Below are 21,902 nucleotides of genomic sequence, written 5' to 3'. Positions count from 1 at the left end.
AAGATCGTTACTCCACCGGGAGCGGATCGAGGCTACGCCAAATGTACCATGTGGCTACCGAGCGGTAAGGTGACCAAGCGTCACCTACTTCGCGTGCTTCGGCCCTGGAAACCGGCTCGCCTGAGAAGTAGTTTTCGCTGATACCCTTTAAAAGTCTAGGGTCATCCAAGGGCATCACATTGGGCCGCATCAGATGAAAGATCAGGAACATTTCGGCCGTCCAGCGCCCGATGCCCCTGATCGCCACCAACTCATCGATGATGGCCTCGTCTTCCATCTGCGCCCATTGCCGCACATGGACCTTGCCGGCCTCGAAGTTCTGCGCCAAATCGCAAAGATAGTCGACCTTGCGTGCCGACAATCCGGCCGCGCGCAAAGCACCGTCTGGCAAAGCGAGCACCGCCGTCGGCTGCACCCGGTTGGACGAACCACCGATCAAGCCAGCGAATTTCTCCCAGGCAGCTTGGGCCGTCTTGACGGAAATTTGCTGGCCAATGATGGAGCGAGCTAGCGTGGTGAAAGCGTCGCTGCGACTTTGCAAACGCGCCTCGCCAAAGGCTGGAATCAACTTCTTCATCACCCGGTCACGCTTGACCAGGTGCCGACAGGCCTCATCCCAGTACTCCGGGGTCACCCCGGTCACTGACGAGCGCCCCACTTCAGGCCTTCATCCAGGTCGTACCGCTGGCAGAATCCTGCAAGACGATGCCTGCGGCCAGCAACTCGGCGCGAATCCGGTCGGCGCCGGCAAAGTCCCGCGCCGCCTTGGCCGCCGCACGCGCGGCAATTTGCTGCTCTATCGCCGCCTCGTCCAGAGCACTGCTAACACCACCGTTCTGCAGATAGTCACGCGGCCGCTGCTGCAACACACCCAGCACGCCACCCAGCCTCTTCAACAAAGCGGCGTCGGTCACCGAAGCGCTGCGATTGACCTGTGCGGCCAACTCGAACAGCGCCGCAATCGCCCCCGGCGTATTGAAGTCATCATCCATGGCGGCGCGGAAGGCGGCCGCTTGCGGATGCGTCCAATCAATCGCCCCGTCTGCAGCCGGCAAATCCAAACCATCCAACGCGGTATACAAGCGGCACAGCGCGACGCGAGCGTCATCCAGATTCACATCGCTGAAATTGAAGGGGCTGCGGTAATGGGTGCGCAGCATGAAGTAGCGCAGCGTCTCGGCGTCATAGCGCGCCAGCACTTCGCGGATCGTGAAGAAGTTGCCCAGGGATTTGGACATCTTGACCTGATCCACATTCAAAAGACCGTTGTGCGCCCAGATGGTGGCAGGCGGCAGGCCGCTAGCACCTTCGCTCTGGGCAATTTCGTTCTCGTGGTGCGGGAATTGCAGATCGGCACCGCCGCCATGCAAGTCGAACTGCTGGCCCAGGAGCGCGCAGGCCATGGCCGAGCATTCGATATGCCAACCGGGCCGGCCGGGTCCGTAGTCCGAGGCGAACTTGGCGTCCTCGGGCTCCTCGGCCTTGGCAGCCTTCCAGAGCACGAAGTCGAGCGGATCTTGCTTGCCCTCGTCAACGGCCACCCGCTCACCCGAGCGCAGGTCGTCCAGCGAACGACCACTCAGCTTGCCGTAACCCTCGAACTTGCGAACCGAATAATTGACGTCACCATTGCTGGCGCGATAGGCCAGACCCTTGCCCTCAAGCGCACCAATCATGGACAACATCTGCGGCACAAACTCGGTCGCGCGAGGTTCATGGGTGGGCCGCTCGACGCCGAGGGCATCCAGATCAGCATGCATGGCCGCGACCATTTCCTCGGTCAACTGGCGAATCGGAATAGCGCGTTCCAGCGCGCGGCGGATGATCTTGTCATCGATGTCGGTGATATTGCGCACATAAGTAACCCGGTAGTCACTCGCACGCAACCAGCGATAGATCAGGTCGAACGCCACCATCATCCGCGCATGACCGACATGGCAAAGATCGTAAATCGTGATGCCGCACACATACATGCGTGCGTGGCCGGGCTCAAGGGGTTCAAAAGGCTGCACCGCGCGGGTCAGCGTGTTGTAAATGCGAAGGGACATGGAGCTCTCGGGGGCTACGTCGGCAAGGTGCCGACGGGCTGGCCTGCGGTTCATGGGGGCCTACAAAGCGCCCCGTCATAAGCCGTCCCAAGAGCGGTCCGGCTTCAGGCGGGTCGCCGTAGAATGGCCGTCAGTATAGCGGTTGACCCGGTCTTTCAAGCCCGGACTGACCCTGATCTAGCGCGCGCAAGCGGTGGAAAACCAGCCCAAATCCTCATGCCATTTAGCAAATATATAAAGCCAAACTCCTTATTTTTGCTGCTGGCATTGCTACTCACCTTGAGCTCGGCGCGCGCCGGTGACGTCGAGGCCGCCCAGCGCCAATGGCTGGCCGGCCAACGCCCGCAAGCGGTCGCCACGCTGGAGGCCGCCCTGCTAAAAACGCCGCATGAATTGAAGCTTCGCTTCGCCCTGGGGGTGATGCGTATGGAGCTGGGCGAGCCCGCCGCCGCTCTCGCCATCTTCACCGCCTTGACGCAAGACTTCCCAGATCTCGCCGACCCATTTAACAATCTTGCAGTCCTGCATGCCGGCATGGGCGAGTTGGATCTAGCCCAGCAGGCCCTGGAGCAAGCGCTGGCCCTGCAACCTGGCCATGCTCAAGCGCAAGAGAACCTGGGCGACATCTTGCTTCGCCAAGCACACCGCGCTTATCTGCGCGCGCAAGCGAGCCAGACCGCCCCCTCCAGCTCGCTGGGCCTCAAGCTGATGCAAACGCAAGCGCTGCTGCAAACCCTGAAGCTGTCCGCGCAGTGAGCGCCCGAGTCATCAAGCCGCGTCACCCGCCTCGAGAGGGTCATGCAAACGGAGCACGATCCAGCTCTTTCTTGTGAGTGACAATCCAGTCACCCAGACTTTTGTTCCAACAACAGAATCTATGCACGCTCCAAGACGCACCCCTTTGATTCGCCGCCTGCTGCTGGCAGCCGGCATTGCCTTGGCGGCCTTCGCAGCCCAGGCTCAGACTGTGAAGCTCAGCACCAGTGAGGGCGATATTCGCATCTTGCTCGACGCCGAAAAAGCGCCCAAGACGGTCGCCAACTTTCTACAATACGTCAAGTCAGGCCATTACAACGGGCTGATCTTTCACCGGGTGATTGAGAACTTCATGATTCAGGGCGGCGGCTTCAGCGTCGACATGAAGCAAAGGCCGACCAAGCCGCCGATCCCGCTTGAAGCCAATAACGGTCTGTTGAATCTGCGCGGCAGCCTCGCCATGGCCCGCACCAACGACCCCAATTCGGCCACCTCGCAATTCTTCGTCAACACCGTCGACAACGCCTTCCTCGACGCCGCCAATTCGCCCGGCGGCCAAGGTGGTTATGCGGTGTTCGGCCAGGTCATCGAAGGCATGGATGTGGTCGACAAGATCCGCTCGGTGCCGGTTGGCAATAGTGGCCCGCACCAAAACATTCCCCTAAAACCCGTCATCATCAACAAAGCCATTGTGGAGTCCAAATAATGAGCACAAAAACCGTCGAACTGCATACCAACCATGGCCTGATCACTGTCGAAGTCGATCTGGCCAAGGCACCGATCTCGGCCGAAAACTTCCTCGCCTATGTGCGCAGCGGCCACTATGACGGCACGGTGTTTCACCGCGTGATCAAACGCTTCATGATCCAGGGCGGCGGCTTCGCGGTCGGCATGAAGCAAAAGCCGACCACCGGCGAGATCCAGAACGAGGCCAATAACGGCCTGAAGAACGAGCACTACACGCTGGCCATGGCCCGCACCAGCGCGCCACATTCGGCCTCCAGCCAGTTCTTCATCAACACCACCAACAACGACTTTCTGAACTTCAAATCAGAAACCGCTGGCGGTTGGGGTTATGCGGTATTTGGCAAGGTCATCGCCGGCAAAGAAGTCGTGGACGCGATCGAAAAGGTCCGCACCGGCAACTCGGGCGGTCATGGTGACGTGCCGGTTGAAGACGTGATCATTGAGCGCGCGGTTGAACTCGCCTAAGACGCTTGATGCGGGGCCAGCAAAAGCGGCCCCCTCACTGGCTTTTGACGAGCTGACGGCGCCGCCCGAGTGGCGCCGCATCGAATTCCTCTCCGATCTGCACCTTTCGCCGCAAACGCCGGCGACTCTGGCTGCATTGCAGGCGCATCTCCAAGAGACCAGCGCGGACGCTGTGCTGCTGCTGGGCGATATCTTCGAGGTTTGGGTCGGCGACGATGCCCGCTTTGATGACTTCGAGGCCTCTTGCCTTGAGATTCTGCGCAGCGCCGGCGCACGCTTGAAGCTCTACTTCATGGCCGGCAACCGCGACTTTTTGCTGGGGCCCGACATGCTCAAAGACTGCGGCGCACAGGCCTTGAGCGATCCCACCGTGCTGTGCGCTTTTGGCCAACGCTGGCTGCTCACGCATGGCGACGCCTTGTGCCTGGCCGACAGCGCTTACCAAGCCTTCAGGACGCAGGTCAGGGCACCGCAATGGCAAGCTCAATTCCTTGCGCAGCCGCTGGCCGTTCGCCGTGCACTGGCCCAGCAGATGCGCGACGGTAGCAAGGCCCAGCAAGCGATGCAGCGAGAGGACTTGTGGGCCGATCTTGACACCGAGGCCTGCCTGGCTTGGCTCAAGGCCACCGACTGCAAGGCACTCATACACGGTCACACCCACCGGCCGGCCGAGCATGTGCTGGCGCCGGGGCTGATCCGCCATGTTTTGTCGGACTGGGACTTCGAGTCCGAGGCACCGCGCGGCGACGTCCTGCGCCTGCGTGCATCCGGCTTGCGTCGCATCCCGCTGGCCTGATGTGGCGCCGCCTGCAGCAGGCTTGGGCCGCTAAGCTTGAGGCGCGCACACTACGCCGCCACCCCATCCCCGAGCCACTTTGGCAGTTGACCTTGCTGCGCTACCCCTTCTTGGCGCAGCGCAGCGCTGCCGATTTGGCCGAGTTGCGCCGACTGTGCTCGCTATTCCTGGCTGAAAAAGAGTTCCACGGGGTGGCCGGCTTCGAGGTCAGCGATGACATCGCGCTGGCCGTCGCGGCGCAGGCCTGCCTGCCGGTGCTGCGCTTAGGCCTGGACTGGTACGCGAGCTTTGTCGGCATCGTCATCCATGCCGACGAGGTGGTGGCCCAGCGCGAGTTCATGGACGAGGACGGCGTGGTCCACCAATTCGAAGAAGAACTGGCCGGCGAGGCAATGGAAGGTGGCCCGCTGATGCTGGTGTGGTCGGCCTTCGAGCCTGATCCGGGCAGCGCTTCCGCAGATGGTGCGATCTTCAATGTCGTCATCCATGAATTCGCCCACATCATCGATATGCACGGGGGTTGGGCCGACGGCGTACCGCGCCAGGCTGACAAGGCGGCTCACGCGCGCTGGCTGGCAGTGATCGAAGCGGAGTGGCAGTGGTTTTGCGCTCGCGTCGATGCAGGTGCCGCGACGCTGATAGACCCCTATGGCGCCGAGAGCTTGGAGGAGTTCTTCGCCGTCGCGGTCGAGGCCTTCTTTGTAGCACCACGGGCGCTGCTGGGCGAACAACCGGCGCTGTACCGGCTGCTCGCCGACTTCTTCAAGCAAGATCCGGCCGGCTAAAAAAAAGAGACCCCGCAGGGCTAGCCGGTGGCTTATCGTGTTGATATTGCCGACCTAGTTCGGTAGAGTGCCCTCGTAGACAGACCGTCGCGAGGGCATTTTTCTTGGCCAAGATTTCTCCTTCAGGCCATCGAGCGCCTGCCCCGTTTGAGGGCCTGAACGTCAACTTCTGCAAAAACCCCAAATGCGGGAACTTCGGCGTGGCCGAGACGACCCACCGGGTGAAGCGAGCGCCTGGTGCCCCGTCGCAGCCTGGCGACTACGTTCTGGTGGCGTCCGGACGGGGCAAGCCGCAACTGAAGTGCGGTCTGTGCGGCGAAATCCTTCCCATGCGCAGCAACCAATCGCTGCATGAGGAACTGGCTCGGGTCACCAACTATCTGCAGGCACCGTCCGAACCCGCCTGCGCCAACGAGGCGTGCGCATCGTTCGGTGTTCCCCTCTCTACCCCTGACAGCCCGTACGTCCAGTTCGGCAAGACCGCCGCCGGCACACCTCGCTATCGCTGTAACGGGTGCAAGAAAACGTTCTCCGGACGAGGCAAGAGCACGAAGAAGCAACGGATGGCTCACAAGAACCGGGAGGTCTTCGCCCTGCTCATCAGCAAGGTACCGCTGCGGCGCATGGCCTGGATCACCCAGATGGACAGGCACAGCCTCTACGGCAAAATTGCCTTCCTGTACCGGCAGTGCCAGGCCTTCGCTGGTGAGCGGGAGCGTCGACTCCCAGAGATGGACCTACCCAAGCTCTACCTGGCCACCGACCGGCAAACGCTCGCAGTCAACTGGAGCAATCGCCGGGACCGGCGCAACATCACCCTGCAGGCCATCGCCACAGCCGACCTGACCAGCGGATACGTCTTCGGCATGGACCTGAACTTCGACCCGAGCCTTGACTTGGACAAGGTCGACGCTGAGGCTGTAGGCCTGGGCGACCCAGGCAAGCCCCAGCCATACCGGCGCTTCGCCCGTCTCTGGCTCCGATCCGACTACGAGGGCGCGGTTAGGGAAGCCCAAGCTCGCAAGGACGCCAAGAAGCCCAAGAAGGTCGGCGCCTACGTGCCAGACCCGCTGGGCGCGGCCATCGCGGACACCTATGAGGATGCCTCTGTCCGGGACGACATTGAGGAGGTGGTCGGAATGGACTTCGACCAGACTCTGCCAACGACCGGCGTGGAGGTACGCGATCAGTACACCGTCTATGCCCATTTCCTGGCCCTGTCGCGGCTGATTGGGCATGCCCCAAAGGTCCGGTGCTACCTCGACCAGGACTCAGGCTTCCGGGCGGCCTTTATGGCCGCCTTCCACACTCAGGTCAAGCTGCGCCGGGCGGATGCCTGGTTCGTTAAGGTTATGAAGGAGTCGACCATCGACGAGAAAAAGGTGGCGGTCTCGAAGGCCAGAAAGCGCTTGGCGGAGGCAATTGCCGCGCTCGGGGGCAAGTCGGCGTCCCAACGAGATGCCGAAATCCGGCTTGCGCTGGATGAGATGGAGCGGATGAAAAGTTTGGGTAAGTGGGACGACCGGTGGCTGACCCATCCTGCTCCGACCATGGCCGAGCCGGACAAGCGTATCTGCTGGCTCACAGACATCGACCGGCCCGAGGCAGACCCCGACAAGCGGGAGGAGCAACTCAAGCATGCCGCTCGGCTGTACCTGCGCGGTTCACTTCACGCCGTCGACCGCTTCTTCATGCGGGTGCGCCGGAGCCTCACTCTGGCGGAGCGCCCCTACGCCACCGCCAGCGCGGACCGTCGCATGTGGTACGGCTACTCAGCCTACCAGCCCCAGAACTTGGCCATGGTGCTCACTATCTTCAAGGTGGCCCACAACTACTGCCTGCCCGACAAAAAGGACGAGACGCCTGCCATGCGGATGGGGTTGGCGAAGGGACCGGTAGCACTGGAGGACATCATCTACTTCCAACCGTAACCCGCAACATCCGGCGGCTCACGCGGCCCAATGAGAAAAGCCGCACCCTCATGGGAGGATGCGGCCGTCAATCAGTACGCCAATCGGCTCAAGAAGCCCGGCAGCTCGTCAACACGATAAGCCACCGGCTAGCCCGCAGGGTCTCTTTTTACAACTGACTAACGCAGCAACTCAGCTGGCCGTGGCCGGCTCTGCCTTGGGCTTGTTGTCGCGCACCTTGAGCGGCTGGATGTCGAGCAAGGTCTGACCCTCATCGTCCACGTCCACGCTCAAACGCCCACCGTCCACCAAGCGACCGAACAGCAGCTCATCGGCCAGAGCGCGCCGAATCGTGTCCTGGATCAGGCGCTGCATAGGCCGCGCACCCATCAGCGGATCGAAACCCTTGACCGCCAAATGCTTGCGCAGCTTGTCGCTGAAGGTAACCTCGACCTTCTTCTCTTGCAACTGGCTTTCCAGTTGCAGCAGGAACTTGTCGACCACGCGCATGATGATCTCAGAGTCCAGCGCACGGAAGGACACGGTGGCGTCCAAGCGATTGCGGAACTCGGGCGAGAACAACTTCTTGATATCGGCCATCTCATCACCCTGCTCGCGCGAGTTGGTGAAGCCAATGGTCGACTTGTTCATCGTCTCGGCGCCCGCATTGGTCGTCATGATGATGATGACATTGCGGAAGTCAGCCTTGCGCCCGTTGTTGTCGGTCAGCGAGCCATGATCCATCACCTGCAGCAGCACATTGAAGACATCCGGATGCGCTTTCTCGATTTCATCGAGCAAGAGCACCGCATGCGGCTTCTTGGTGATGGCTTCGGTCAACAAGCCACCCTGATCGAAACCGACATAACCCGGAGGCGCGCCGATCAAGCGGCTGACCGCATGACGCTCCATGTACTCGGACATGTCGAAGCGGATCAACTCGATGCCCAAGATATAGGCCAACTGCTTGGCCACCTCGGTCTTGCCCACACCGGTCGGGCCGCTGAACAAGAAGCTGCCGATCGGCTTGTCCGGCTTGCCCAGGCCCGAACGCGCCATCTTGATGGCAGCAGCCAAGGCATCAATCGCCGGCCCCTGACCAAACACCACGCTATTGAGGTCGCGATCCAAAGACTTCAGCTTGCTGCGGTCGTCGCTGGACACGGAGGCCGGCGGGATGCGCGCAATCTTGGCGACGATGTCCTCGACTTCGCTTCGCGTAATGGTCTTCTTTTGCTTGTTCTTGGGCAAGATGCGCTGAGCGGCGCCGGCCTCGTCGATGACATCGATCGCCTTGTCGGGCAAATGCCGATCATTGATGTATTTGGCTGACAACTCGGCCGCCGCCTGCAAGGCGCCCAAAGCGTACTTGACGCTGTGATGCTCCTCGAAGCGCGACTTCAGGCCCTTCAAAATCTCGATCGTCTGCTCGACCGATGGCTCGGCCACGTCAACCTTCTGGAAGCGCCGGCTCAGCGCCGCGTCTTTTTCAAAGATGCCGCGGTACTCGGTAAAGGTGGTCGCACCGATGCACTTCATGGCGCCGCTCGACAGCGCCGGTTTGAGCAAGTTGCTGGCGTCCAGCGTACCGCCCGAGGCCGCACCGGCACCGATCAAGGTGTGGATTTCATCGATGAACAAAATCGCGTTGGGCTGATCTTTCAACTGCTTCAAGACCGCCTTCAGACGCTGCTCGAAGTCACCCCGATACTTGGTGCCCGCCAACAGCGAGCCCATATCGAGTGAATAAACCACCGCCTCGGCCAGCACGTCGGGCACTTGCCCCTCGGTGATGCGCCAGGCCAAGCCCTCGGCGATCGCGGTCTTGCCAACGCCGGCCTCGCCGACCAGCAGCGGATTGTTCTTGCGCCGGCGGCACAGCACTTGCACCACGCGCTCGACTTCCAGCTCACGGCCGATCAGCGGATCGATCTTGCCGTCTTTGGCGAGTTGATTCAGGTTCTGGGTGAACTGATCCAAAGGCGAGCCCTTGCCCTGCCCTTCGCCATCTTCACGCTCAGCCTCGGGGTTAGCGGCGCCATCAGCGCCCTTGGGCGCATCGGGTGGGTCCGACTTCTTGATGCCATGGGCAATGAAGTTCACCACGTCCAAGCGCGTCACGCCTTGCTGGTGCAAATAGTAGACGGCGTGCGAGTCTTTCTCGCCGAAGATCGCCACCAGCACATTCGCGCCGGTGACTTCCTTCTTGCCGCTGCCGGTGGATTGCACATGCATGATGGCGCGCTGAATCACGCGCTGAAAGCCCAGCGTGGGTTGCGTGTCCACCTCATCCGAGCCGCCCACGGTCGGCGTGTTTTCCTTGATGAATTGCGCCAAACTCTTGCGCAAATCATCAAGATTGGCCGAACAAGCCCGCAGCACTTCGGCTGCTGAAGGGTTGTCCAACAACGCCATCAGCAAGTGCTCGACGGTAATAAATTCGTGGCGCTGCTGGCGCGCCTCGACGAACGCCATGTGCAGGCTAACTTCAAGCTCTTGCGCAATCATGCGGCCTCCATAATGCACTGCAAAGGATGGCCGGCTCGCCTTGCGGCGGCCAGCACTAACTCGACTTTCGTCGCTGCGACGTCCTTGCTGAAGACGCCGCACACCCCACGACCATCGTGGTGGATTTTTAGCATGATCTGGGTTGCTGTATCCAGGTCATGACGGAAATACTCCTGCAAAACCATCACGACAAATTCCATTGGCGTGAAGTCATCATTCAGCAGCAGGACTTGATAGAGCCGCGGAGGTTCGGTTTTCTGGGTCGCGCGCTCGAGGATTGTGGTGCCGTCAGAGCTATCGCGACCCGGTTGAATGGGCGGAGGTACTGGCGGTTGGCTGGGGATATCTGGCATGTCTTGATTCTATCGACTAGGCCCAAGCCTCGCTTAGACCTGACTACATCTTGCGCCTTCATGGTCGATTGCAAGCCTTGAATTGGCCCTTGGCACAGGCTTTTTTCACAAACTTCCGCGCAACCAAGGGTCTGCCCCATTCGGGCAGGCCCCGAATTGACACCCCTTCGCCCGAATTTGAAAATTCGCGGCGGTGCAAACAGCACCTTGAATATGGGGAAGGAGTCGATATGGCCTTTGGGACAGTCAAGTGGTTCAACGATGCAAAAGGTTTCGGGTTTATCGAACCAGAAGCCGGTGGGGACGATGTGTTCGCCCATTTTTCAGCCATTCAAATGGACGGCTTTCGAACTTTGCCGCAAGGCGGGCGGGTCAGCTATGAATTGATCCAAGGCCCCAAGGGCCAGCTGGCGCAAAACATCACCCCGATGGATGCACCTGCAAATCAGAGCTCGGCCCAAGCGAAGGCATTGAGCGAGTTGAGTGAAATGGCCTGAACCTCCGCACGAGTACTAGAACAAGGCGAGCGCTCAGGGCGCCTCAGCGCTCGCCGGTCTTTTGCGAAAGCGGCTTGAATCCGGCTGCTCACAGCAGGGGACGCGGCCTTGCAAACGGGTCGCGCCAGCTCCCTCAGCCACATCAAACCGGTCACGCATTTGGGCCATCCGTGCGAGCTCACCGCCACGGCGCCCGCAGACATACCTGGGAACTATGAAGCCCTGTCCGTAGAATGCAGGCCGCTTGACCCATCCGTCAGACCTGTATCAGCAACCGATGGCACAGTGACGGGTCTGCGCAAACCAATCGCGCAAAGCCAAAAGCCATCAGCTCAAACGATGCAACACTCAGCAGCCCTTTCCGGAGATTTGTGAATGACCACCAAGCAGCCGACCATCATCTACACCCTCACCGATGAGGCCCCCTTGTTGGCGACCTGCGCCTTCCTGCCCATCATCCGCACCTTTACGGCGCCCGCTGGTATCCAGATCGAGGAGAGCGATATTTCGGTGGCCTCGCGCGTGCTCGCCGAGTTCCCTGAATACCTGAGTGAAGCCCAGCGCGTGCCGAACACCTTGGCCGAGCTGGGGCGCCTGACTTTGCTGCCCGACACCAACATCATCAAGTTGCCCAATATCAGCGCATCGGTGGGTCAGCTGCAGTCCTGCATCCGCGAATTGCAGTCCAAGGGTTTTGCCATCCCCGACTACCCGGAAGACCCGAAGTCCGAGGAAGAAAAATCCATCCGCGCACGTTACTCCAGGTGCACCGGCAGCGCCGTCAACCCGGTCCTGCGCGAAGGCAACTCCGACCGCCGCGCGCCGCGTGCCGTCAAGGAATACGCCCGCAAGCACCCTCACTCGATGAGCGATTGGGCGCAAGCTTCGCGTACCCACGTCTCGCACATGCACCACGGGGACTTCTACCATGGCGAAAAGTCGATGACGCTGGACAAAGCGCGCGACGTCAAGATGGAATTGGTGACCAAGAGCGGCCAGACCATCATCTTGAAACCCAAGGTGTCCTTGAAAGATGGCGAGATCATCGACTCGATGTTCATGAGCAAGACGGCGCTGTGCGAGTTCTATGAGCAAGAGATTGAAGACGCCTACAAGCATGGCGTGATGTTCTCGCTGCACGTCAAGGCCACGATGATGAAGGTCTCGCACCCGATCGTTTTCGGCCACTGCGTGCGCATCTTCTACAAGGAGGCCTTCGCCAAGCACGCCCAACTCTTCGAGGAGCTCGGCGTCAACGTCAACAACGGCATGGTCAATCTGTATGACAAGCTCGCCACGCTGCCCAGTTCGCAGCGCGAGGAAGTCATGCGTGACCTGCACGCTTGCCATGAAAAGCGTCCCGAGTTGGCGATGGTCGATTCGGCCAAAGGCATCACCAATTTTCACTCGCCCAATGACATCATCGTCGACGCCTCGATGCCGGCGATGATCCGTATGGGCGGAAAGATGTGGGGCGCAGACGGCCGGCCGAAGGACGTGAAAGCCGTGATGCCCGAGTCGACCTTTGCGCGCATTTATCAGGAGATGATCAACTTCTGCAAATGGCACGGCAACTTCGACCCCACCACCATGGGCACCGTGCCCAATGTGGGCTTGATGGCGCAGCAGGCCGAGGAGTACGGCTCGCACGACAAGACCTTCGAGGCGCCTGAGGCCGGCGTGGCCAACATCACCGACCTCGCCACCGGCGAAGTACTGCTGAGCCAAAACGTCGAGGCCGGCGACATCTGGCGCATGTGCCAGGTCAAAGACGCGCCGGTGCGCGACTGGGTCAAACTCGCCGTCACGCGCGCACGCAACTCTGGCATGCCGGCCGTGTTCTGGCTGGACCCGTACCGCCCGCATGAAAACGAGCTGATCAAAAAGGTCAAGCTCTACCTGAAGGATCACGACACGACGGGTCTGGACATCCAGATCATGTCGCAGGTGCGCGCCATGCGTTACACCTTGGAGCGCGTCGTGCGCGGCTTGGACACCATCTCGGTCACCGGCAATATCTTGCGCGACTACCTGACCGACTTGTTCCCCATCATGGAACTCGGTACTTCGGCCAAGATGCTGTCGATCGTGCCCTTGATGGCCGGTGGCGGCATGTACGAGACCGGTGCCGGCGGTTCGGCCCCTAAGCACGTCAAGCAGTTGGTCGAAGAAAACCATCTGCGTTGGGACTCGTTGGGTGAATTCCTGGCCTTGGCAGTGTCCTTGGAAGATCTTGGCATCAAGACCGACAACGCACGCGCCAAGCTGCTGGCGAAGACGCTGGACGCGGCCACGGGACGGCTGCTCGACAACAACAAGAACCCTTCGCCCAAGACGGGTCAGCTAGACAATCGCGGCAGCCAGTTCTACTTGGCGATGTTCTGGGCGCAGGAACTGGCGACCCAGACCGAGGACAGCACATTGGCCGCCCACTTCACGGGGCTGGCCAAGACGCTTGCCGACAATGAGCAGAAGATCGTGGACGAGCTCCAGGTCATTCAGGGCCAAGCAGCCGACATCGGCGGCTACTACCTGCCCGACCCGGTGAAGACCCAAGCCGTGATGCGCCCAAGCACGACGCTCAACGCAGCCTTGGCAGCCTCGGCCGCGCTACAGGCCTGAAGCCAAAGCCGCCAAATTGGCGGCTGTTCTCTCGTGCACTGCACGTAAAAAAGCCCCGCTCTCCACAGGAGAACGGGGCTTTTGTCCGCCAGCAAACGCCGGCGGTCAGCTTACATGTGCTCAATCATCACCGCGCCGAAGCCCGAGCAGGAGACTTGCGTCGCACCGTCCATCAGGCGCGCAAAGTCATAAGTGACCCGCTTGCTCAGAATCGATTTACCCATGGATTCAATGATCAGGTCGGCCGCTTCCAGCCAGCCCATATGACGCAACATCATTTCGGCCGAGAGGATCTCTGAACCCGGGTTCACATAGTCCTTGCCGGCGTACTTAGGCGCCGTGCCATGCGTGGCTTCAAACATCGCGATCGAGTCGCTCAGGTTCGCGCCTGGGGCAATGCCGATACCGCCCACTTGAGCAGCCAAGGCGTCAGACACATAGTCGCCGTTCAGGTTCAGCGTGGCAATCACCGAGTACTCGGCCGGGCGCAAGAGGATCTGCTGCAAGAAGGCGTCGGCGATCGAATCCTTGACGATGATGTCTTTACCGGTCTTAGGATTCTTGAGCTTGCACCATGGGCCGCCGTCGATCAACTCGGCGCCGAATTCCTTTTGTGCCAGGTTGTAGGCCCAATCACGGAAGCCACCTTCCGTGTACTTCATGATATTGCCCTTGTGCACGATGGTGACGCTGGGCTTGTCATTGTCGATCGCGTACTGGATCGCTTTGCGCACCAGACGCTCGGTGCCCTCAATCGACACCGGCTTGACGCCAATGCCCGAAGTCTCGGGGAAACGGATCTTCTTGACGCCCATTTCCTCTTGCAAGAACTTGATCAGCTTCTTGGCCTTGTCACTCTCGGCTTCGAATTCGATGCCGGCGTAGATGTCTTCCGAGTTCTCGCGGAAGATCACCATATCGGTCTTGTGGGGCTCTTTCACGGGCGAAGGCACGCCAGGGAAGTAACGCACTGGGCGCAGGCACACATACAGGTCCAGCTCTTGACGAAGTGCCACGTTGAGCGAACGAATGCCGCCGCCCACTGGCGTAGTCAACGGCCCCTTGATGGACACGACATAGTCCTTCAGCACCGTCAGCGTCTCGGCCGGCAGCCAGACGTCAGGGCCATAGACCTTAGTCGACTTCTCGCCGGCGTAGATTTCCATCCAGTGGATTTGCTTTTTGCCGCCGTAAGCCTTGGCCACAGCCGCGTCAACCACCTTGATCATCACCGGGGTGATGTCCAGACCAGTACCGTCGCCTTCGATGAAAGGAATGATGGGCTGATCGGGCACGTTGAGCGAGAAGTCAGCGTTGACGGTGATCTTCTGCCCACCCTCGGGCACCTTGATGTGTTGGTACATGTATGTCGTCTCCACGGAGCGTGATTGAGAAAATTCGCTTTTTATTCTATGCGAGCTATGCCCGCTTGAAACGCCGGTTACTCCCAGTGTCGCGTCAAGCTCCTACGTGCCAGCGACCCGAACGCCCCAGTTCATTGGCAGAACGCGACGACCTGCGCCCAAACACCATGGCCCAAGGCCCAGCCAGAAGCGGCCGCCAAACCCAGGCCGCTGAGCCGCACCGACCAGCGCATGCCTGCGACCGCCGCACCGCCCTGCCCTTGCAGTTTGACCCAGAGCAGCGGCCCCAAAGCCAACCCTAAGCCGGAAGCCATCGCAAACACCGCCATCACCGCCGCTCCCTGGGCCGGCCCCGAGGCCAAGGCCGCCACCAGCAAGGCTGACTGCAACAGTCCGCAGGGCCAAGCGGCCCAGGCAAGCCCAAGCATGCCGGCTCGTGCGGGCCGAGCGAAGATCATGCCGCCCCCCTTCAAACCGTCCAAGGACGAGGTCACCGAGGGGCGAATGCCGTTGGAGATACGTTGGCCAATGCCTTCGAGCCAGGCCGGCTGGCGCCCATGCCAAAGCAAGGCCAAGCCGAGCAGAAAAGCCGCCACATGCAGCAGGACCCAGAGTGGGCGCAACAAGGCCGAGGCCTGCCCCCATTGAGCCAACAAGCCCACGCTGGCTGCGGCCAATCCCCCTGCGAGGGCATAGCTGAACAAACGCCCGAGCTGAAAGCCGAGCATGGCAGAACGCGATGGGCCCGCAATAGCAGTGCTGGCGCCGCCGCACATGGCCAAACAATGGGGAGTGCCGGCCAGCCCCATCAGCAGGGCCGAACCGGCTAAAGCGACATCAAGCATCAAATGATTCTAGAGAATCTCTCGCGGCTCCGGTCGGCTTGCAGATAACGGTCAAACACCATGGCAACCGCGCGCACAAAATACCAACCCATGGGCGTGACTTGAATCGCACCCGGCTCCAGCGTCACCAGGCCTTGTTCGGCCAACTCAGCCATGCGCGCCAACTCAGGCTTGAAATAGGCCTGCATATCAACCAAGTGTGACAACTCGATCGACTCAAACTCCAACCTGCCCTGGCACATCAAGGCCATGATGACCGCACGCCGGACGATGTCGTCACGGCTCAGAGCCAAGCCGCGCACGATAGGCAACTGGCCTTGGCGCAGCGCGTCGTAGTACTCGTCCAGCGTCTTCGCGTTCTGGCTATAGCAAGCACCGACACGGCCGATCGCCGACACGCCCAGCGCCACCAGATCGCAATCCGGCTGAGTGCTATAACCCTGGAAGTTGCGGTGCAGACGCCCTTGCCGCTTGGCCACAGCCAAGGAATCGGTGGCCAAGGCGAAGTGATCCATGCCGATATAGCTGTAACCATGGCTTTGGAAGCCGGCGATGGCCCCCGCCAACATCGCGACCTTGTCGCCGGCCGGCGGCAGTTGGGCCGTGTCGATGCGGCGCTGCGGCTTGAAGCGCTGCGGCAGATGGGCGTAGCCGTACAGCGCGATTCGGTCAGGCTTCAAGGCCCCAACTTGAGCAATCGTGCGAGCGAACGAATCCGGCGTCTGCAGCGGCAGACCGTAAATCAAATCGACATTGGTGGACTCGAAACCCAGCTCGCGCGAGGCGATCATCAAGGCCTCGACACTCTCGTAGCTCTGCTCTCGGTGCACGGCTTTTTGTACCGCCGCGTCAAAGTCCTGCACGCCAAAGCTGAGTCGGTTGAAGCCCAGTTCACGCAGATGTTTGAGCCGGTCCTTGGTGACCGTGCGGGGATCCACTTCGATCGAGACTTCGGCCCCAGGCGCCACACGAAAACGCTCGCGCAGTGCGAGCATCAACTGAGTCAACTCGGCGTCGCTCAAAAAGGTCGGTGAGCCGCCGCCCAAATGCAGTTGCGACACCGCCGCTCCGCGCCCCAGATGGGCGAGCGTCAGGTCCATCTCGGTGACCAGGGCCTGCAGGTACTCGACCGCCTTGTCATGGTGCTTGGTGATGACCTTGTTGCAAGCACAGTAGTAGCAGACCGATTCGCAAAACGGAATGTGGATGTACAGCGACAAAGGCGAGGCACTGCCCAAGGAGCCACCTGCTCTTTGCTGCAAGGCCTGCGTGTACTGATCGGCCGAGAAGGCTTCGACAAACCGGTCTGCGGTCGGGTAGGAGGTGTAGCGCGGCCCTGAGACATCGAAGCGGCGCAACAGCTCTTCGCTGATACTGTCCGAGGCTTGGACGGAACCCAAGGCGGGGCTAGCGTGAATGATCTGTACCATGGCGCATACTTTGCCAAGAGTTTGCTTTCACCCCTTGATCAAGATCAAGCTTAAGCTGCTTGGTGAGGCCAACAATGCAGCAGTTCTTGAGATACATCAGGCTGATGATCTCGGGAGCCAATTTCCCCAAAGATCCGCCGCCCCGCTGTTACGGCGGCGCGTCAGTTGAAAAGAGCCAAATGAACGCCACCATCCCGATCAAAATCGAACCCCTGAAGGTTGCCTGCTCGAGTTGCAATCTGCGCGAGTTGTGCTTGCCGGTGGGACTGTCGTCGGGCGACTTGGAGCAACTTGACAAGCTGGTCGCGACGCGCCGCCAAGTCGGACGTGGCGACACTTTGTTTCGCAGCGGCGACAGTTTTCTTTCTTTGTACGCTGTGCGCACAGGATTTTTCAAGACCTGCGTCACCTCAGAGGACGGCCGAGATCAAGTCACCGGGTTTCAAATGGCCGGCGAGTTGCTGGGCCTGGACGGCATCAGCACCGATCGCCACAGCTGCGACGCGGTGGCGCTGGAGGATTCTTCGGTCTGCGTGATCCCATACGAGCAACTGGAAGAGTTGTCGCGCGAATTCACCGACTTGCAGCGCCAGTTCCACAAAATCATGAGCCGCGAGATCGTGCGCGATCACGGCGTGATGCTGCTGCTGGGCAGCATGCGGGCCGAAGAACGGCTGGCCGCTTTTTTGCTGAACCTGACCCAGCGACTGCAAGCGCGCGGCTTCTCCGCTGCCGCCTTGGTGCTGCGCATGACACGCGAAGAAATCGGCAGCTACCTGGGCTTGAAGCTCGAGACGGTCAGCCGGACTTTCTCGAAGTTCCAGGACGACGGTTTGCTGGAAGTCAAACAGCGCCAGTTGCGCATCCTCGACCAAGCCGGCTTGCAGCGCTTGGTCAATAGCACCACCTGCTAAGACGCAAACTCAGCGGGGCCAGGCGCGCGGGTGCCGGTCCTGCGGCAGCTCCGGCAAAGTGGCCATCAGCACGCTCAAACTGGCCGCTAGGCTGATGATCAGCCAGAACAGCAAAAATCCCAGGGTATAGACCGCTTGGCGCGGCAACTCGACCGGCGCGCCGCCAAACCAGGTCAGATCACCCGGATCGACCAGCGCAAACACCAGTGCCGTCAGCACCCCGGCCATCAAGAACGAGGGCCACACCACCGCCATCGCGACCCGGCCCAGGGTCGAACGATCAGTTGGCACTGGGCTCGAGTCTGAAGCTGGGGTGGGCGAATCGCTCATTTCCCACCTGTCGCGGCGTGATTGCGAGCCTCTTTCGCAGGCTGCATGGCTTTGGCAGACGCCTGCTCTTGCAGTACGGGATCGGGATAGCGCAGCGCCAAGCCAAGGGTGATGAAACTCGCCACCACGACCAAGGACGGGCCGCCCACCACCCACCACATCACCGGCTCTCGCCACCAAGGGCGCGTCGCCTCGGGCGCTACAACAGCGGCGGCAGTGGCCGAAGTTGAGCCCAATGAAGACGATGAAGCGGGCGAATTGATATTTTGATGCTCAGTCATGATTCTTTTCCAAAGCTGGGCGGCTGCGCATCAGCGCGGCACCACAAACGTTGATTTTTCGATTGAAGCCTGAACCGGCTCCTTGCCCGCTTGCTGTGGGCGCATCAACTGGAACTGGATCGGGTGAGCGCCAGCACCGGCCTGCGCGGCCACTTCCGGCGGCACACGCACCGCCACAGACACCCAGCGCGCTTCGGCTGCACCCACTGTGAGCGCAACCGGCTGAGCCAAAGCCACGCCCGTCATGCCCGTGACCGCCACCGTGAAGTCCTGTGGCTGCTCGGTGGTGTTCATCACCTGCAGGCGGTACAGGTTTTCAATGAAACCGTCCTCGACCAAACGCGCCATCACGCCGCGGTCGCGCACCACATCAAGCTTGACGGGGCTGCGCAGGAACAAAAGACTGCCCAGCAAGGCCGAGCACAAGACCACTAAAACAACCGTGTAAATCACCACACGCGGACGGAACACCCGACGCAGCTTTTGGGCCGGACTCAGGTGTTGGTTCAGCCCGTTCTCGGTGTCGTAGCGAATCAGCCCGCGCGGGTAATCCATTTTGTCCATCACGCCGTCGCAGACGTCGATGCAGGCCGCGCAACCAATGCACTCGTATTGCAGGCCTTTGCGGATATCAATGCCGGTTGGGCAGACCTGAACGCACAAGGTGCAATCGATGCAGGAACCCAGGCCGGCAGCTTTGGCGTCGACCTTCTTGCCGCGCGAACCGCGTGGCTCGCCGCGCTCGGCGTCATAGCTGATGATCAGCGTATCTTTGTCAAACATGGCGCTTTGGAAGCGCGCATAGGGGCACATGTACTTGCAGACCTGCTCACGCATATAGCCCGCATTGCCATAGGTGGCAAAACCATAGAACAAGACCCAGAACCATTCCCAGGGCCCGAAGCCGAGCGTAAAAGCCTCGGCCCACAGCTGCTTGATCGGGGTGAAATAGCCGACAAAGCTGAAGCCTGTCCACAGGCCCAGCGCAATCCAGCTGAGTTGGGTGGCGCTCTTGCGCCATAGCTTGTTGAAACCCCAGGGCTGGGCATCGAGCTTGATTCGCGCTTGACGATCGCCCTCAAACTGGCGCTCGATCCACATGAAGATCTCGGTGTAGACCGTCTGCGGACAAGCAAACCCGCACCACAGTCGCCCGGCCACCGCCGTGAACAAGAACAAGGCGTAGGCCGACACCATCAGCAGCCCCGTCAGGTAGATGAAATCCTGCGGGTAAAGCACCAAGCCGCCGATGTAAAACCGGCGGGTGGCCAAATCAAACAAGACCGCTTGGCGGTCATTCCACTGCAACCAAGGCAGGCCGTAGAACAAGAGCTGGGTGAACCAGACCAAGCCCCAACGCCAGCGCGCAAACAGGCCGCTGACCGAGCGCGGATAGATCTTGCTCTGCGCCTGGTAGAGAGAAACGATCTCGATGACCGTCTGGCTACCCTTGCCTGCCGAGGCAGGCTGTGGGGTCTTGCTCTGACTCTTGTCCGACTCTGCGCTCATGCCTACCTTGGGTGAAGCTTACTTCTCAGACTTCATTTGGCCGCAGCCGCCAAATTGCTCGACATGCCCCAGACATAAGCGCCCACGATGTGGATCTGCTCTGGGCTCAGGCGAGTGGACTGCGCGGGCATGACATTGGTCTTGCCGTTGTTGATCATGCTGATCACGGCCTCTTCACCCCAGCCATGCAGCCACACCTTGTCGGTCAGGTTAGGCGCGCCAATTGCTTGGTTGCCTTTGCCGTCCGCACCATGGCAGGCCGCGCAGACACCGAACTTGGTGCGCCCCATCTGTGCAGCGATCGCGTTATGGGCACTGCCGGAAAGGCTCAGCACATAATTGGCGAGATTGCGGACGTCCTCAGGCGTACCGACTGCAGCGGCCATCGGAGGCATCATGCCGATGCGACCGTTGGTGATGGTCTGGGTGATGGTCTCGTGACTGCCGCCGTAGATCCAGTCGGTGTCGGTCAGGTTGGGGAAACCCTTGCTGCCCTTGCCGTCGGAGCCGTGGCAACCGGCGCAGTTATTGGCGAACAAACGCTCACCGATACCCATCGCCACCGGGTCTTGTGCCAAGGCCTCGACCGGCTTGCCCTGGAACTTCGCGAACAAAGTGGCCATCGCCTTGTTGGCAGCCTCTTGCTCTTGGCGGTACTGGCCTTCACTGGTCCAACCCAGCGAACCAGGTTTGCTACCCAGGCCTGGATACATGGCCAAGTAGATGCCGGCGAACACCACCGTCAGCACGAACAGAATCGCCCACCAGCGCGGCAGCGGATTGTTCAGCTCGATGAGGTCTTCGTCCCAGACATGGCCCGTGCTGTTGTCGTCAGCCATAACCTTGCGGCGGCTGGCGATGAAGAGCAAAAAGATGCAAAAAACCAAGCCCAGAATCGTGCCGGCGGCGACGAATATGGACCAGCCATCATGGAAAAAATCACTCATTGCGGCCTCCCATTACCATCTTCACCCAGCGGCAACATGCCCTGCTCTTCAAAGCTTGCCTTGTTGCGGCCGGCATAAGCCCAGCCCACGATACAAAGAAACACCAGCAGCGAAAACACCGTCACTGCCGCGCGCAAAGTATTGATATCCATAGCAATCAACCTTTCACTTCAGCGCAGTGCCGAGCACCTGCAGGTAAGAAATCACTGCGTCCAACTCGCTGCGGCCCTTGACGGCTTCGGCGGCTTCTGCAATTTCCGGGTCCGTGTAAGGGACGCCGACAACGCGTAATGCACGCATCTTGGGCGCCAGCTCGGCCGGATCCAACATATTCTTGGCCAACCAGGGGTAAGCCGGCATATTGGATTCAGGCACCAAGTCGCGCGGGTTGGTCATGTGAATGCGATGCCATTCGTCGCTGTACTTACCGCCCACCCGGTGCAGATCGGGGCCCGTGCGCTTGCTGCCCCACTGGAAGGGGTGGTCATAGACGAACTCACCGGCGGTCGAAAAGTGCCCGTAGCGCAGCGTCTCCGAACGGAAGGGACGAATCATCTGCGAATGGCAGTTGTAGCAGCCCTCGCGGATGTAGATATCCCGTCCGGCCAGTTGCAGCGCGGTATAGGGCTTGAGCCCGGGTGTGGCTTCGGTGGTCGAGCGCTGGAAGAACAGCGGAATAATTTCCACTGCGCCGCCGACGATGATCGTCAGCAGCACCAGCACAATCATCAGAAAACTATTGGTCTCGATTTTCGCGTGACCGGTGGCTTTATCGTTTGTCGATGCCATATCAAT

General features: G+C 60.6%; 22 protein-coding genes. 9 read left to right on the top strand and 13 right to left on the bottom strand.

The window, feature by feature from the left end; all coding sequences use genetic code 11:
* Positions 1-7: 7 nt before the first annotated feature.
* Both LNV08_RS02695 and cysS read right to left on the bottom strand, forming a co-directional pair.
* Positions 8-643, bottom strand: a complete 636-nt coding sequence (locus tag LNV08_RS02695; RefSeq protein WP_263532099.1) for a DNA-3-methyladenine glycosylase family protein — start codon at positions 641-643, stop codon at positions 8-10.
* A 16-nt stretch (positions 644-659) separates the two neighbouring features.
* Positions 660-2,048, bottom strand: a complete 1,389-nt coding sequence (gene cysS / locus LNV08_RS02690; RefSeq protein WP_263532098.1) for a cysteine--tRNA ligase — start codon at positions 2,046-2,048, stop codon at positions 660-662.
* Between the two features lie 216 nt (positions 2,049-2,264).
* On the opposite strand from cysS, the gene LNV08_RS02685 reads away from it, so the two are divergent.
* The 6 genes from LNV08_RS02685 to LNV08_RS02660 all read left to right on the top strand — a co-directional run bounded on the left by LNV08_RS02685 (position 2,265) and on the right by LNV08_RS02660 (position 7,528).
* The gene (locus LNV08_RS02685; protein ID WP_263532097.1) at positions 2,265-2,804 is read left to right on the top strand and encodes a tetratricopeptide repeat protein; all 540 of its coding nucleotides are present in this window, start codon (positions 2,265-2,267) and stop codon (positions 2,802-2,804) included.
* A 121-nt stretch (positions 2,805-2,925) separates the two neighbouring features.
* On the top strand, positions 2,926-3,510 hold the full coding sequence (locus LNV08_RS02680; protein ID WP_263532096.1) for a peptidylprolyl isomerase: 585 nt from the start codon (positions 2,926-2,928) through the stop codon (positions 3,508-3,510).
* Positions 3,510-4,016 (top strand): peptidylprolyl isomerase, encoded by a 507-nt coding sequence (locus LNV08_RS02675; RefSeq protein ID WP_263532095.1) that lies wholly within the window; start codon positions 3,510-3,512, stop codon positions 4,014-4,016. The genes LNV08_RS02680 and LNV08_RS02675 overlap by 1 nt, the downstream gene beginning before the upstream one ends.
* Positions 4,003-4,812 carry a UDP-2,3-diacylglucosamine diphosphatase gene (locus tag LNV08_RS02670; protein ID WP_263532094.1) on the top strand — a complete coding sequence of 270 codons (810 nt, stop codon included), beginning with the start codon at positions 4,003-4,005 and terminating at the stop codon, positions 4,810-4,812. Before LNV08_RS02675 ends, LNV08_RS02670 begins: the two co-directional genes overlap by 14 nt.
* Positions 4,812-5,597, top strand: a complete 786-nt coding sequence (locus LNV08_RS02665) for a zinc-dependent peptidase (protein ID WP_263532093.1) — start codon at positions 4,812-4,814, stop codon at positions 5,595-5,597. Before LNV08_RS02670 ends, LNV08_RS02665 begins: the two co-directional genes overlap by 1 nt.
* A 104-nt stretch (positions 5,598-5,701) precedes the next feature.
* Positions 5,702-7,528: a hypothetical protein gene (locus LNV08_RS02660; protein ID WP_263532092.1), complete on the top strand. Its 1,827-nt coding sequence runs from the start codon at positions 5,702-5,704 to the stop codon at positions 7,526-7,528.
* A gap of 171 nt (positions 7,529-7,699) precedes the next feature.
* Here LNV08_RS02660 and clpA read toward each other — a convergent pair whose 3' ends face one another.
* Positions 7,700-10,015 carry an ATP-dependent Clp protease ATP-binding subunit ClpA gene (gene clpA / locus LNV08_RS02655; RefSeq protein WP_263532091.1) on the bottom strand — a complete coding sequence of 772 codons (2,316 nt, stop codon included), beginning with the start codon at positions 10,013-10,015 and terminating at the stop codon, positions 7,700-7,702.
* A complete protein-coding gene (gene clpS / locus LNV08_RS02650; RefSeq protein ID WP_263532090.1) occupies positions 10,012-10,368 on the bottom strand; it encodes an ATP-dependent Clp protease adapter ClpS in 357 nt (118 codons plus the stop codon). Before clpS ends, clpA begins: the two co-directional genes overlap by 4 nt.
* A gap of 77 nt (positions 10,369-10,445) precedes the next feature.
* On the opposite strand from clpS, the gene LNV08_RS23040 reads away from it, so the two are divergent.
* Together LNV08_RS23040 and LNV08_RS02640 are read left to right on the top strand one after the other, a co-directional pair.
* Positions 10,446-10,865 carry a cold-shock protein gene (locus LNV08_RS23040; RefSeq protein WP_273599269.1) on the top strand — a complete coding sequence of 140 codons (420 nt, stop codon included), beginning with the start codon at positions 10,446-10,448 and terminating at the stop codon, positions 10,863-10,865.
* A 375-nt stretch (positions 10,866-11,240) separates the two neighbouring features.
* Positions 11,241-13,487, top strand: coding sequence for an NADP-dependent isocitrate dehydrogenase (locus LNV08_RS02640; RefSeq protein ID WP_263532089.1), 2,247 nt, complete (start codon positions 11,241-11,243; stop codon positions 13,485-13,487).
* 110 nt (positions 13,488-13,597) lie between these two features.
* On the opposite strand, the gene icd is transcribed toward LNV08_RS02640, so the two are convergent.
* The 3 genes from icd to hemN form a co-directional block, all read right to left on the bottom strand.
* Positions 13,598-14,851 carry an NADP-dependent isocitrate dehydrogenase gene (gene icd, locus LNV08_RS02635; RefSeq protein ID WP_263532088.1) on the bottom strand — a complete coding sequence of 418 codons (1,254 nt, stop codon included), beginning with the start codon at positions 14,849-14,851 and terminating at the stop codon, positions 13,598-13,600.
* Positions 14,852-14,982: 131 nt separating this feature from the next.
* Positions 14,983-15,696 (bottom strand): sulfite exporter TauE/SafE family protein, encoded by a 714-nt coding sequence (locus LNV08_RS02630; RefSeq protein WP_263532087.1) that lies wholly within the window; start codon positions 15,694-15,696, stop codon positions 14,983-14,985.
* Complete coding sequence (gene hemN, locus LNV08_RS02625) at positions 15,696-17,126, bottom strand: oxygen-independent coproporphyrinogen III oxidase (RefSeq protein ID WP_263532086.1); 1,431 nt, start codon at positions 17,124-17,126, stop codon at positions 15,696-15,698. The genes LNV08_RS02630 and hemN overlap by 1 nt, the downstream gene beginning before the upstream one ends.
* A 179-nt stretch (positions 17,127-17,305) precedes the next feature.
* On the opposite strand from hemN, the gene fnr reads away from it, so the two are divergent.
* Complete coding sequence (fnr, locus tag LNV08_RS02620) at positions 17,306-18,040, top strand: fumarate/nitrate reduction transcriptional regulator Fnr (protein ID WP_263532085.1); 735 nt, start codon at positions 17,306-17,308, stop codon at positions 18,038-18,040.
* Between the two features lie 9 nt (positions 18,041-18,049).
* Here fnr and LNV08_RS02615 read toward each other — a convergent pair whose 3' ends face one another.
* Genes LNV08_RS02615 through ccoO form a run of 6 tightly spaced genes read right to left on the bottom strand, consistent with a single transcriptional unit; the run spans position 18,050 to position 21,896 of the window.
* A complete protein-coding gene (locus tag LNV08_RS02615; protein ID WP_263532084.1) occupies positions 18,050-18,331 on the bottom strand; it encodes a hypothetical protein in 282 nt (93 codons plus the stop codon).
* Between the two features lie 35 nt (positions 18,332-18,366).
* Positions 18,367-18,651, bottom strand: coding sequence for a hypothetical protein (locus tag LNV08_RS02610; protein ID WP_263532309.1), 285 nt, complete (start codon positions 18,649-18,651; stop codon positions 18,367-18,369).
* A 30-nt stretch (positions 18,652-18,681) separates the two neighbouring features.
* Positions 18,682-20,160, bottom strand: coding sequence for a cytochrome c oxidase accessory protein CcoG (ccoG, locus tag LNV08_RS02605; RefSeq protein WP_263532083.1), 1,479 nt, complete (start codon positions 20,158-20,160; stop codon positions 18,682-18,684).
* 32 nt (positions 20,161-20,192) lie between these two features.
* On the bottom strand, positions 20,193-21,107 hold the full coding sequence (gene ccoP / locus LNV08_RS02600) for a cytochrome-c oxidase, cbb3-type subunit III (RefSeq protein ID WP_263532082.1): 915 nt from the start codon (positions 21,105-21,107) through the stop codon (positions 20,193-20,195).
* Positions 21,104-21,259, bottom strand: coding sequence for a cbb3-type cytochrome oxidase subunit 3 (locus LNV08_RS02595; protein WP_263532081.1), 156 nt, complete (start codon positions 21,257-21,259; stop codon positions 21,104-21,106). The genes ccoP and LNV08_RS02595 overlap by 4 nt, the downstream gene beginning before the upstream one ends.
* 13 nt (positions 21,260-21,272) lie before the next feature.
* Positions 21,273-21,896 carry a cytochrome-c oxidase, cbb3-type subunit II gene (ccoO, locus tag LNV08_RS02590; protein WP_263532080.1) on the bottom strand — a complete coding sequence of 208 codons (624 nt, stop codon included), beginning with the start codon at positions 21,894-21,896 and terminating at the stop codon, positions 21,273-21,275.
* Positions 21,897-21,902: the final 6 nt, after the last annotated feature.

This window comes from Paucibacter sp. TC2R-5 (assembly GCF_025717605.1).
Classification (GTDB): Bacteria; Pseudomonadota; Gammaproteobacteria; order Burkholderiales; family Burkholderiaceae_C; genus Paucibacter_A; species Paucibacter_A albus.
This window is presented reverse-complemented; position numbering and strand designations above follow the sequence as displayed.

What these genes read in the sequence shown, in the direction of transcription:
- LNV08_RS02640 (WP_263532089.1), top strand. Translation starts at nt 11,241, where the DNA reads ATGACCACCAAGCAGCCGACCATCATCTACACCCTCACCGATGAGGCC.
- LNV08_RS02680 (WP_263532096.1), top strand. Translation starts at nt 2,926, where the DNA reads ATGCACGCTCCAAGACGCACCCCTTTGATTCGCCGCCTGCTGCTGGCA.
- LNV08_RS02630 (WP_263532087.1), bottom strand. Translation starts at nt 15,696, where the DNA reads ATGCTTGATGTCGCTTTAGCCGGTTCGGCCCTGCTGATGGGGCTGGCC.
- hemN (WP_263532086.1), bottom strand. Translation starts at nt 17,126, where the DNA reads ATGGTACAGATCATTCACGCTAGCCCCGCCTTGGGTTCCGTCCAAGCC.
- clpS (WP_263532090.1), bottom strand. Translation starts at nt 10,368, where the DNA reads ATGCCAGATATCCCCAGCCAACCGCCAGTACCTCCGCCCATTCAACCG.
- clpA (WP_263532091.1), bottom strand. Translation starts at nt 10,015, where the DNA reads ATGATTGCGCAAGAGCTTGAAGTTAGCCTGCACATGGCGTTCGTCGAG.
- LNV08_RS02595 (WP_263532081.1), bottom strand. Translation starts at nt 21,259, where the DNA reads ATGGATATCAATACTTTGCGCGCGGCAGTGACGGTGTTTTCGCTGCTG.
- ccoO (WP_263532080.1), bottom strand. Translation starts at nt 21,896, where the DNA reads ATGGCATCGACAAACGATAAAGCCACCGGTCACGCGAAAATCGAGACC.
- cysS (WP_263532098.1), bottom strand. Translation starts at nt 2,048, where the DNA reads ATGTCCCTTCGCATTTACAACACGCTGACCCGCGCGGTGCAGCCTTTT.
- LNV08_RS02685 (WP_263532097.1), top strand. Translation starts at nt 2,265, where the DNA reads ATGCCATTTAGCAAATATATAAAGCCAAACTCCTTATTTTTGCTGCTG.
- LNV08_RS02665 (WP_263532093.1), top strand. Translation starts at nt 4,812, where the DNA reads ATGTGGCGCCGCCTGCAGCAGGCTTGGGCCGCTAAGCTTGAGGCGCGC.
- fnr (WP_263532085.1), top strand. Translation starts at nt 17,306, where the DNA reads ATGAACGCCACCATCCCGATCAAAATCGAACCCCTGAAGGTTGCCTGC.
- icd (WP_263532088.1), bottom strand. Translation starts at nt 14,851, where the DNA reads ATGTACCAACACATCAAGGTGCCCGAGGGTGGGCAGAAGATCACCGTC.
- ccoG (WP_263532083.1), bottom strand. Translation starts at nt 20,160, where the DNA reads ATGAGCGCAGAGTCGGACAAGAGTCAGAGCAAGACCCCACAGCCTGCC.
- ccoP (WP_263532082.1), bottom strand. Translation starts at nt 21,107, where the DNA reads ATGAGTGATTTTTTCCATGATGGCTGGTCCATATTCGTCGCCGCCGGC.
- LNV08_RS02610 (WP_263532309.1), bottom strand. Translation starts at nt 18,651, where the DNA reads ATGACTGAGCATCAAAATATCAATTCGCCCGCTTCATCGTCTTCATTG.
- LNV08_RS02675 (WP_263532095.1), top strand. Translation starts at nt 3,510, where the DNA reads ATGAGCACAAAAACCGTCGAACTGCATACCAACCATGGCCTGATCACT.